Source organism: Falsiporphyromonas endometrii, from assembly GCF_042654485.1.
Lineage (GTDB): Bacteria > Bacteroidota > Bacteroidia > Bacteroidales > Porphyromonadaceae > Porphyromonas > Porphyromonas endometrii.
Genome location: NZ_JBHSGO010000164.1, coordinates 1 through 11,227, shown reverse-complemented (window position 1 = coordinate 11,227; position 11,227 = coordinate 1). Strand labels below are relative to the sequence as shown.

The window sequence follows — 11,227 nt, the reverse complement described above, 5'->3', positions numbered from 1 at the left end:
GCCAGACAATTCGAAATAATTTCTTTAATTTGTACTCGTGTGAGATCCATACTGTTTTACTGTTTTATTTTATTTTTTCAAAGATAATAGTCTTGGGTCTTACACACTTTTTTGGGACAGTATCTTTACACTATCCCCCTCTCATATCTCTCCATACATATCATTCGGAGAATCTTATGGATGGTGCCTCTAGCAGGATAGAGATGATACCCTGAGAAGATACCCATGACACACCATTCCCACCGCAGAGACTGATCGAAATCTCTTGCATCCATCTTTACCTATTGGACTCCGATCCGAAGACAAAAAAGGGTCGAGTTTGTCATTCCAACCCGACCCTCTTACAGAATTACATTACCCTATCTAATCGATGAATGTAAAATCAAAACGATTATCTTTTGCGAATATCGATTACCTCCACTTTGTCGGGCTCTTCTTCAGAAGACCCCCTCAATATAACACTCTCTTCCTTGGAAAGACCCCTCAAAGAAAATGATTGAGCATTCGAAGGAAGTGTTTTAAAGACTACCTTCTGCAAAGGACCCCATTCTGAGAGTGCATTTTTGGCACGGCTTACAACGTAATATTCGGTGTCACTGTACAAATCGTTCCAAACCCAATCATCCGGGTCGACCATCAAAGGGTTGTACATTGAGTTGGGCTCATCCATCCTACTATCTACATACTCTCTTAGTTCTTTGTCTGTATCATAAAGCTCTTTGACCACTAGGAAAGAGCGGAATACAGATGTGTTTTCGTCAGGAGTCACCTTCACACGTGCAGATGTAGCAGTTATTTCACTTACCTCAACATGAGTCTTAGCTTCCTTGTCGGTACCCTTATTGGCTGTCCTAAATGGATGTGTAATAAGATCAGAATACTGACCATTGGCATCCACCATCACAAGATAGAGGGCATAGTCCGAACTCGGCAAAAAGCTATTGTACACCAACCCCTTGACAGGTCGCATATACGGGCTGCCGGGATTCTTAAAGTCTTTGCCAAATGCAATAACCCTTTGCTTCAACTTAAGACCAAACTCTTCCTTGTCGGGATCAACAGGTTCACTTGCAAAAAAGAAATAGCCCATACAATCATCATTGGGCACAAGGTCAACTGTTATGCCGACTGTCGTCGGATCATAAAACTTTACATCGACCACAGGATCACCTTCCAATTTATAATCCGGCATCGTAAATTCATACTTATATGGCTTGCCCAAATATCCATACTTGTCTACCCCGGCAATCATAGCAACATAAGTTTCTGTACGCTGAAGACCGGTTAGGTCATATGACTTGTGAGGATCGATATTGTAAGCAATGTCAGAGGACATATAAGCCCAGATATCTTCATCGTTCCATTCCGGATTAACCTTATAATCCTCAGGCAAAACAAACTTGGCAAAAGTCACGTCGGGACCACATTCCGGGATAATGACGTGAGCCTTACCCACCGTATCCAAGACCGGAGTAACCTCAATGGATGTCTTAAGATCTGCCTCATAATCGAGAAAGACAATACTATCGATCTGACTAGACCAATAGGTCAAAGGATTCATCGAATGCAAGAATATAACCGATCTTTTAGGAGAGGTCGAATTGCTTTGAGCATTAACAAACGAAAAGGAGCAAAACAATATGCATCCTAACAACAACAAAGGAAAATTTTTTCTTTTAATACTAAACATGGCACCTACTTTATAAATTTTATTACTTGATAATTAACAACTAAAATATACATACCATCCGGTAGGGAACCTATATTGATAGACTGATCCGGATCAAAATCTCTACAACTTAAGTGCAACAAACCACCTATGGAGTAGATCTTTACACAACTTTTGGATTGTAAACCTATTAAATAGAGATCATCACCCCGAACAACCACTTTGATAGATGTCATACTCTCATCATCAAGACAATCAATATGAGTAGGAGCAAATTGATTAGAAAAAAAACAGACCGCGACATCTCCATAATCAAACACAGTCTTAAACTTTTCGGTGTTGGATGGATCATTCAAATGCAAAGAGACCCCATTGTTGCCGAAAGTAATCTTGTGAAGTTTATCCACAGGGACTACGGTCATAGCACCTTGATACTCTTTGACAACAAATGAATGTGGAAATGTCTCACCTTGAGCATTCATGCCTAAGATGCATCCAAAAGCTAACAATAATAGTTTTGGTAATAATGACATTCTCATAGAAATTAACAAAAGATAACAGAGTCTTAAACATATCATCCTCCAGACACCAAGAAGACCCCTAACTTAATGCCCGAAGGTTATTCAAATAGGATACCTATTTAATCATATTCACTTTACAGAAGGCAAATCAACCATTAGATGAACAAAAAATGACCGCTTTTAGTTACGATTACTATCATTTAATGGTAACACCACTACAAATATATATAAAAATACATTAGTAAAAAACTATATAAAAGATTAATTCATATTGATATTAAGTAAATAAATAGATATTCATATAAAACACATCAAGAGACCTATGCTCTATTCTAGGATCAAATACTGTATCAATAAGCAATGTATATCTCTTATACAAAAGTTAATATACCAAATAGTCCTTCATAAGGTATCTCTGATCAGCTATAAAATATTAATAAGTATTTTATATATTTTATCACTTTAGATCTTGATGGTAGTTAATAAGGTCAAGAATAGAGAATCACATCATCCAACCGATTGGAATAAAAGAATAGGATAAGCTCCTCAAGATCGGATCTAAAGCAACAGTTGCTCGAAGTTAGGTTGCAACAACAAGTATCTTATAGTTTAATAAGATGCTCATCGCTTTGTAAACTCAAAAGGGAACAGATGGTCTGACTTCAATAGTTGTTATATTAAACTCACGATCTCTTATCGGAGATCAATCTTTTTCGAGTGAGATAGTTGGGGAGGAAGAAAGAGGTTCAAGATTAATAGTGTCCTAAACGTTTTGTTCGGATAACAAGAAAAGGATAGGTTTGTGAAAACAAAAAAGACAACTCCAAGAGCTGCACAAACCACCCTTTTCATGGCTAACATAACACTTTTCGCTCAAGTTATACGCTTAATTCCTCGCGATATTATCCAACGTCTTGTCAAAAAGCACAATACAGACAAGCACTCTAAGGGCTTTAATTCCTGGAGCCACTTAGTAACTATGATTTTAGTCAATTCTCGGGGAGCGTCTCCTTACGGCAGATATCTGAGAGGTTGCAATCTGCCACAGGTAACCTTAACCACCTGGGGTTGTGTCGTGCCCCCTTCAAGTCGAACATCGGTTATCAGAATAGGAAGAGGACATCAAAGTTCTTCGAGGAGGTTTATTACGCTCTTTTGGAACATTTTGGACAGAAGGGCATGCTCAAGCACATCAAAAAGCGTCTCAAGTCCAAAGTGGTGCTCTTAGACTCAACGTTAATGTCTCTCTGTATCAGTACGTATGATTGGGCTTTGTACACGCATACCAAGGGAGCCGTGAAGATGCACACAATACTTGATTATGAGACACTTCTACCAGAGTTTGTCTGCATATCAGATGGCAAAGGGGCAGACAATACCGTGGCTAAACAACTCCATTTTGCTCCTGAAACCATTGTTATTTATAGCGACACGGAGCTACTCAATCTTTGGGATAGCAAGGATATCCTTTTCGTTGTCAGGAGGAAGAGTAACCTCTTATTTGATTCAGTTCGCGAAAGAGATCTACCCGAGCATACCTCTCAAGAGATACTTATTGACGAGGAGGTGTTGCTTACAGGAGTCCAAACGAAGGACAAATATCAAAAGAAGATCAGCAGGATAGCTGTTTTACATCCCAATGATTATGTAATCGAGCTGCTAACCAATGACTTCAAGCATGCTACCGACACCATTGCACAGCTCTATCACTCTCGTTGGAAGATTGAGACGTTCTTCCGCAATCTCAAGCAAAATCTGCACATCAAGAGCTTTCTTGGTACTTCTCAGAATGCCGTGGAGATACGGATCCGGACTGCGCTAATTACAGTACTCCTACTTCATCACCTCAAACAAGTAGCGAAACACCCATGGCATCTATCAAACTTAACGGAATCGCTCAGATTAAACATTTTCACTAAAAATAGACCTTTACAAATGGATAAATGAGCCCTTTTCACCTCCTCTCGAGGAGCCCGAATCTGCATAGGAGGGGATCCCCTCCAAAAATGATCTTATAGACAAGTGACTATTGATCCCTTATCTCATTGCATACAGCCTATTTTAAAGAATATCGTTTAGGACACCATTGGTATCCAAGGCATTTCTAAAATGTTTAATCATCTGATTTTTCAATAGTATAAGTCTATCTTTTTGAATTAAAGACAACGAAGTAATAAGAAATGACAGAAAAGAGGTTGCAAAGATTAGATCAAAGAAACATAGAAAAACGGGGACAGTACAAGACGCCAAAACCTGTAATAATGGCACATTACGGCGTTGTCGGCGACATTCGAGTTTGGTCACATACAAATGTATGCTCACTTCACGTCGAAGACTTGACGCCTTGTACTGTACCTATTATTACAGGTTTGATATAAATAAAAGCGAAAGTGAGCGAGCGTACTTGTGTACGTGATCGATCTTTCGACTTGCAGGCAACGAAGTAATAAGAAATGAGAAAAGAGGTTGCAAAGATTAGATCAAAGAAACATGAAAAAAAGAGGACACTACAAGACGCCAAAACCTGTAATAATAGCACATTACGGCGTTGTCGGCGACATTCGAGTTTGGTCACATACAAATGTATGCTCCCTTCACGTCGAAGGCTTGACGCCTTGTACTGTACCTATTATTACAGGTTTGATATGAATAAAAGTAAAAGAGACCGATCGTACTTATGCACGTGATCGATCTTTCGACTTGCAGGCAACGAAGTAATAAGAAATGACAGAAAAGAGGTTGCAAAGATTAGATCAAAGAAACATAGAAAAACGGGGACAGTACAAGGCGCCAAAAGCGAAAGGGAGCGAGCGTACTTGTGTACGTGATCGATCTTTCGACTTGCAGGCAACGAAGTAATGTCCCCGTTATTCTATGTTTTACTGACGGCCTTCTAATTCAACGTTCCTATTTATCTTACGGATTAGTCCCTGCAAAACGCTACCCGGTCCGAGTTCAACAAACTTTTCAGCTCCATCACCTATCATAGCTTGTACACTTTCTGTCCATCTTACCGGAGAAGTCAGCTGAGCTATCAAGTTTTCTTTTATCTCCACAGGGTCTGTTGAAGGCTTCGCTGTCACATTCTGATAGATTGGACACTTAGGAGTTATAAACTTTGCATTGTCAATAGCTTCTGCCAATTCGGCTCTTGCGGGTTCCATCAAAGGAGAGTGGAAAGCTCCACCTACAGCCAACTTAAGAGCACGTTTTGCTCCTGCAGCTTTTAGTTGTTCGCAAGCACGGTCTATTCCTTCTATGGTACCGGATATAACGACCTGCCCCGGGCAGTTGAAGTTAGCAGCTACCACAGTTGTATCTGTGATACCATTTACCACCTCTTTGATCACGTTGTCATCCAATCCTAATATGGCTGCCATTGTTGAGGGCTGCTTTTCGCAAGCTTTCTGCATTGCCATAGCACGTTTGCTCACAAGGTCTAAGGCCTCTTCAAAGCTAAGAGCTCCTGCCGCTGCCAAGGCTGAAAATTCGCCAAGAGAGTGTCCTGCTGTCATATCGGGTTTTAGCTCATCACCCATCATCAGGGCCAATACGACAGAATGCAAAAAGACTGCCGGTTGTGTAACTTTCGTCTGCTTAAGCTCTTCTGCTGTACCGTCAAACATGATATCTGTGATTCTAAATCCAAGTTGTTCATTGGCACGTTCAAGCAAATTCTTAGCTGTTTCATTGGAATTATAAAGGTCTTTGGCCATACCTACAAACTGGGCACCTTGACCTGGAAAAACATAAGCTGTCTTCATATAAGTTAGTGGTTTTTTATAATTAATATACCTCGTCTTTTGTGATTGAAAGATCGTCTACCCTTCTCAGGCAGGGTCCATTATCCATCGTACGAGCATCTATATAAATACAAACCAACCGAGAGCAACAATATGCACCCGGTTGGAGATTGTTTGTAAATCTTTATAAGTTTTCTAATGCGTCTGTCAACACATACCAAAGTTTTTCAACAGAAGAGATTAGTACCTTCTCTTCCGGTGAGTGAGGAGACTTGATTTCCGGGCCTATGGAGATCATATCCATATTGGGCATTACACCCTGGATGATACCACATTCCAATCCGGCATGCATCACCAACACTTCCGGCTCCTTCTTATACACCTTGACAATGCTCTTGCGCAACATTTCAAGAGCCTTACTCTTAATATTTGGCTGCCAACCATTGTAGCTACCCTCAAACTCTACCTTAAATCCACCAAGGGTAAAGGCACTTTCGAGAGCCGAAGCAACCCATTCTTTTCTTGATTCGCTGGAGCTTCTTACCAAAAAGACAATATCCACCTTACCATCATGAGCTATAATCTTGGCCAAGTTGGTTGAAGATTCGACTGTTCCCGGGAAATCTGTAAGCATAGAGATCGCTCCATTGACACAAGCTTCGACACTATTGATCAATGCATCTTGAATTTCTTCCGGTATAAGGGTTTTTGGAGTCTCTACCTTCTCTATCTTAAAGATAATATTGTTTTCTATTCCCTTAAACTCTTCATTAAAGAGATCTTGATAGTCAGAAACAAGCTCCCAAAGAGCAGAGATATTCTCATCATCTGTCATTGTAATAATGGCAGTAGCATCTCTTGGGATGGCATTGCGAAGAGATCCGCCTTCCAACCATGCCAGACGAGCGCCATAATATTCCACAGCCTCTTTTAGGAAACGGTTGATTAGTTTATTGGCATTTGCTCTTCCGATATTGATATCAAGTCCGGAGTGACCACCCTTAAGTCCGGAAAGAGACACTTTAAAAGCAACATCAGAAGCAGGACATTCACATTCGTCTTTATATTCTAATGATACATTGACATCAACGCCACCGGCACAACCTACGAAAAGCTGACCTTCCGCTTCTGAGTCAATATTGATAAGGATATCTCCTTTTGAAAATCCGGGCTGAAGATTGTTTGCTCCATCCATACCGACCTCTTCGTCGACTGTGATAAGAGCCTCTATTGGTCCATGCTTAATGTCTTTATCAGCCATGATAGCCAAAGCCAAAGCAACACCCATGCCATCATCTGCACCCAAAGTCGTACCCCGAGCTGTTACCCAATCTCCATCAATGTAAGCATCGATAGGATCTTTCTCAAAGTCATGCTCTATATTAGCATCCTTCTGGGGTACCATATCCATATGTGCCTGGAACGTAACTGTCGGTTTACCCTCCATTCCGGGAGTAGCCGGCTTTCTGATGATGACATTGCCAATTTCATCCATCTCCGTATCCAATCCCAAGCGTTTGCCTTCTTCGAAGATATATTTACCTACGATTTGAGAGTGAAATGTCGGACGTGGTCGCTGTGTCAGTTCATAGAAGTACGACCATACAGCATTTGGTTTCAGTGATTTGATCTCTGTGGCCATAGTTTGTTTGTGTTAAAATTTTTTATTCTACAGGCTCTTCATTAGTGGAAGAGGCCTTTCGTATGTAACCTTTATTTAGGATCGGCAATACCATGATTGATATAAAACCGACTAAAGTTATCCATAAAGTTTGGATTGTATGCACAACGAGTGCAAATGTAGCGGCATTGACACTCGATATTCCGTAAGCTATAAGTGTGTTGATGACCATAAAGTGCCATGCCCCAATACCTCCCTGTACGGGAACAGCCATAGCTATACTACCCATTGTAAATGCCACTATCGCAGCACCCAATCCTAAGTTGCTCATAAAAGGGAAGGCAAAGAACGTGATATAGAAGTACAGGAAATACCCTACCCACAACAAGATAGTATATAGGATAAAGAGTCCCTTACGATCCATCTTCCATATTGAGTACAATCCCTCCAATACTTTTGATACCGCCTCGACTATTTTCGTCATCACCTTTGTGTTTCTAAAATGCTTAAAGCAAAACACACCTATCACAAAGAGGCATACAAATCCTACATATAGCCAAATCGAAGTGAAGATGGCCAGTATGTTTTGGAAAGCAAATTGAGATTGATGATGTGAAAAGAAATTGAGGAAAAAATTGCCGGCACCGAATATCACCCCAAGGACAATAAGCCCTACTACGACTACATCCATCAGTCGGTCCATAAAGAGGGTGCCCAGAAGTTTTGTAAAAGGAAGCTTCTCATATCGGCTCTCTTCGGCACAACGCCACAACTCTCCTGCTCTCGGAAGAGCCATATTGACAGCATAAGTTCCAAGCGTGGTCAGTACAGCATTTCGGGGTCGCGGCTTGACATCTTCCAGCGGCTCGATAAGCAACTGCCACCTCAGACCTCTAAAGCAATTTGCCATTAGTCCGAAGACCAATGACAAAAGTATATACCAATAATTAACTTCGTTTTTGAGAGCCTCCCCGATCTGGGAGAAATCCATATTTCGATAAACAAGCCAAAGCAATAGCAATCCAAACGCCAATGGCAAGATAATCTTCAAAGCGGATACTGCCTTACTCCGGGGTTTATTGACTTCTTTCATAAATCTTGTCTTCATTGTTGCAATGAAACTGCAAGTATTTTACAATCAAATGATTGCGCAACAACCTGCTCTAAAATATTGCCTTGCAGATCCACTTACTTGTGCGAAAATAACATCTCAAATGGAATGATATTGGTATCTTCGTCACATATTATTTAGTACAAATATATGTACAATTTTAAAGATATGAAGCAGGTAAGAGCAAAGAAAGCCTTGGGACAGCACTTTTTGATCGATCTTTCGATTGCCCAACGCATTGCCGAAACGGTAGACGAAGCACTCGGTAAGATGCCGATCTTGGAGATTGGTCCCGGCATGGGAGTACTGACACAATTCTTTTTGGACAAAGGGCACGATCTTTATGCCATTGAGCTGGATAAAGAGAGTATAGAATATCTTATGCAACACAAACCCAATCTTAATGGTAGACTCTATTCAGCCGACTTTCTTAAGATGGATCTTGATCAGATATTTCCTAACGGACAGAAGTTTGCCCTAACCGGAAACTACCCTTACAACATATCTTCTCAGATCTTTTTTAAGCTTCTCGAACATAGAGATCAGATACCTCTATGTACGGGAATGCTCCAAAAAGAGGTGGCTCAGAGACTTGCTTCACCTCCCGGAAACAAAGATTATGGCATCTTGTCAGTGCTTCTGCAAGCCTGGTACGATGTTGAATATCTATTTACTGTCGATGAAAATGTCTTTAATCCACCTCCTAAAGTCAAGAGTGGCGTCATCAGATTAAGACGCAATGACAAAACTTGTCTGGGATGTGATGAGAAAGATTTTAAGAAAGTGGTCAAGACAGCATTCAACTTGAGGCGAAAGACCTTAAGAAATTCTCTCAAAGGGATGATTTCCCCGGGCAAAGAGGAGGTGCTATCCAACGAGATATTCAACAAACGCCCCGAACAGCTTTCGGTAGAAGAGTTTGTTGATTTGACAAATATGATTATTACAAACAAAGGAACTTCCAAATGAAATATATAGGCGCACATGTATCAGCAACAGGAGGTGTCGAAAATGCTCCTTTGAACGCTCAAAAGATAGGAGCAAACGCCTTTGCTCTTTTTACACGCAATCAAAGAGCTTGGGTTTCCAAACCTCTTTCAGAAAAAAACATCCAAGAGTTCAAATCCAACTGCAAGGCTTATGGATTCTTGCCGGAATATATCCTTCCACACGATAGCTATCTGATCAACTTGGGACATCCCGAAACAGAAGCTCTTGAGAAAAGTCGAACTGCTTTCTATGATGAGATGCATAGATGCGAACAGTTGGGATTGAAGCTACTCAACTTCCACCCCGGAAGCTATCTCAAAAAGATTAGTCTTGAGAAATGTCTCGATATCGTGGCAAAATCTATCAATATTGCACTGGACAAAACAACCGGCGTGACAGCTGTGATTGAGAACACGGCCGGGCAAGGTACCAATGTTGGATTTGAGTTTTGGCAACTGAAGCATATCATCGACCAAGTAGAAGACAAAAGCCGTGTCGGTGTCTGCCTCGATACCTGTCATACCTTTACCTCGGGATATGATCTTAACGAACAATACGATGAGGTTTTTGAACAATTCGAAAAAGAGGTAGGCTTCCGATACCTCAAAGCAATCCACCTCAACGACTCCAAGAAAGAATTGGCGAGCCGTGTGGATCGTCATCACAGCATAGGACAAGGGCTGATAGATCCGAAGTTTTTTAGAAGATTTATGCAAGACAAAAGATTTGACAATATGCCAATCATCCTCGAAACACCAAACGAAGAGCTTTGGAAAGAGGAGATAATGCTGCTTAGGAGCTTCGAAAACAAGTAACAAAAGATTGTTGCATAAGTTAGATTCTATCAAGGTTACAAGCAAATTTGGTGACCTTGCAAAAAGAATAGGAGACAAATAGTAGGTGAATGGTTAAAAGGAGTGTATTCATATAGGTGACCAAAAAGAAATGCGAAAGCGACAAAGCAGATCTCCTTTGTGCAACAACCATAAGAAACAATCACCAAAATAGCCAAAGAGGTTGTATCAAATAGACCACGATGCAACCCCTTTGACTATCAATAAAAGTCATACCAAGCCGTATTTTTCGTAAAAAGACAAAATCTAATGACCTTAATAAGAAGCCATTATTCTTAATACACCATATATCATTGCTTAAGAATCTCGTAAATTGACCATTGGCAACAAATAATTATCTCTTTCGCCAAGAGGTAATGTTGAGGATGCCAAACGATGCAGTAAGCGATATATGGCTGCAAGAAATCACCCAACTCCCGAAGTAATAAACATCACGCAACAATAAATAATGTGGTATAGAAGCGAGAGCTTACGTTGTCTCAAAGGAAAAGCTAATATCTAAGCAGCATCATAAACACAAAAGAATCGGAGCCCCGAAGGTCACAATCGAGATTTTCGGCGCTCTATTTCTGATTGATACTTATACTTAATCCCAGATTTGTCTTTAGGCGTCAAATTCTAATGACCGTCATTAGGAATAATTTTTCATAATATATTTTATATCACTACTTTAGCGTCTTATAAAAACACTTAATGTCCGCAGAATCTAACACACCAT

7 protein-coding genes and 1 pseudogene are annotated in these 11,227 nt (G+C 40.5%); 3 read left to right on the top strand and 5 right to left on the bottom strand.

Going from position 1 to position 11,227, the window contains the following annotated elements; all coding sequences use genetic code 11:
• Window positions 1–391: 391 nt before the first annotated feature.
• Together ACFO3G_RS05235 and ACFO3G_RS05230 are read right to left on the bottom strand one after the other, a co-directional pair.
• On the bottom strand, window positions 392–1,690 hold the full coding sequence (locus ACFO3G_RS05235; protein ID WP_380078644.1) for a hypothetical protein: 1,299 nt from the start codon (window positions 1,688–1,690) through the stop codon (window positions 392–394).
• A 5-nt stretch (window positions 1,691–1,695) separates the two neighbouring features.
• Window positions 1,696–2,208 carry a hypothetical protein gene (locus ACFO3G_RS05230; RefSeq protein WP_380078642.1) on the bottom strand — a complete coding sequence of 171 codons (513 nt, stop codon included), beginning with the start codon at window positions 2,206–2,208 and terminating at the stop codon, window positions 1,696–1,698.
• Window positions 2,209–3,040: 832 nt separating this feature from the next.
• Between ACFO3G_RS05230 and ACFO3G_RS05225 the strand changes: the two are divergent.
• Window positions 3,041–4,177: pseudogene (locus ACFO3G_RS05225) on the top strand (IS4 family transposase).
• Between the two features lie 892 nt (window positions 4,178–5,069).
• On the opposite strand, the gene fabD reads toward ACFO3G_RS05225, so the two are convergent.
• The 3 genes from fabD to ACFO3G_RS05210 all read right to left on the bottom strand — a co-directional run bounded on the left by fabD (window position 5,070) and on the right by ACFO3G_RS05210 (window position 8,662).
• The gene (fabD, locus tag ACFO3G_RS05220; RefSeq protein ID WP_380078640.1) at window positions 5,070–5,954 is read right to left on the bottom strand and encodes an ACP S-malonyltransferase; all 885 of its coding nucleotides are present in this window, start codon (window positions 5,952–5,954) and stop codon (window positions 5,070–5,072) included.
• Window positions 5,955–6,117: 163 nt separating this feature from the next.
• Window positions 6,118–7,575 (bottom strand): aminoacyl-histidine dipeptidase, encoded by a 1,458-nt coding sequence (locus tag ACFO3G_RS05215; protein ID WP_380078638.1) that lies wholly within the window; start codon window positions 7,573–7,575, stop codon window positions 6,118–6,120.
• A gap of 22 nt (window positions 7,576–7,597) precedes the next feature.
• Window positions 7,598–8,662 carry a lysylphosphatidylglycerol synthase transmembrane domain-containing protein gene (locus tag ACFO3G_RS05210; protein ID WP_380078636.1) on the bottom strand — a complete coding sequence of 355 codons (1,065 nt, stop codon included), beginning with the start codon at window positions 8,660–8,662 and terminating at the stop codon, window positions 7,598–7,600.
• 171 nt (window positions 8,663–8,833) lie between these two features.
• Between ACFO3G_RS05210 and rsmA the strand changes: the two genes are divergently transcribed.
• Together rsmA and nfo are read left to right on the top strand one after the other, a co-directional pair.
• Window positions 8,834–9,634 carry a 16S rRNA (adenine(1518)-N(6)/adenine(1519)-N(6))-dimethyltransferase RsmA gene (gene rsmA / locus ACFO3G_RS05205; RefSeq protein ID WP_380078646.1) on the top strand — a complete coding sequence of 267 codons (801 nt, stop codon included), beginning with the start codon at window positions 8,834–8,836 and terminating at the stop codon, window positions 9,632–9,634.
• Window positions 9,631–10,470: a deoxyribonuclease IV gene (nfo, locus tag ACFO3G_RS05200; RefSeq protein WP_380078634.1), complete on the top strand. Its 840-nt coding sequence runs from the start codon at window positions 9,631–9,633 to the stop codon at window positions 10,468–10,470. The genes rsmA and nfo overlap by 4 nt, the downstream gene beginning before the upstream one ends.
• The last annotated feature ends 757 nt before the right edge of the window (window positions 10,471–11,227 follow it).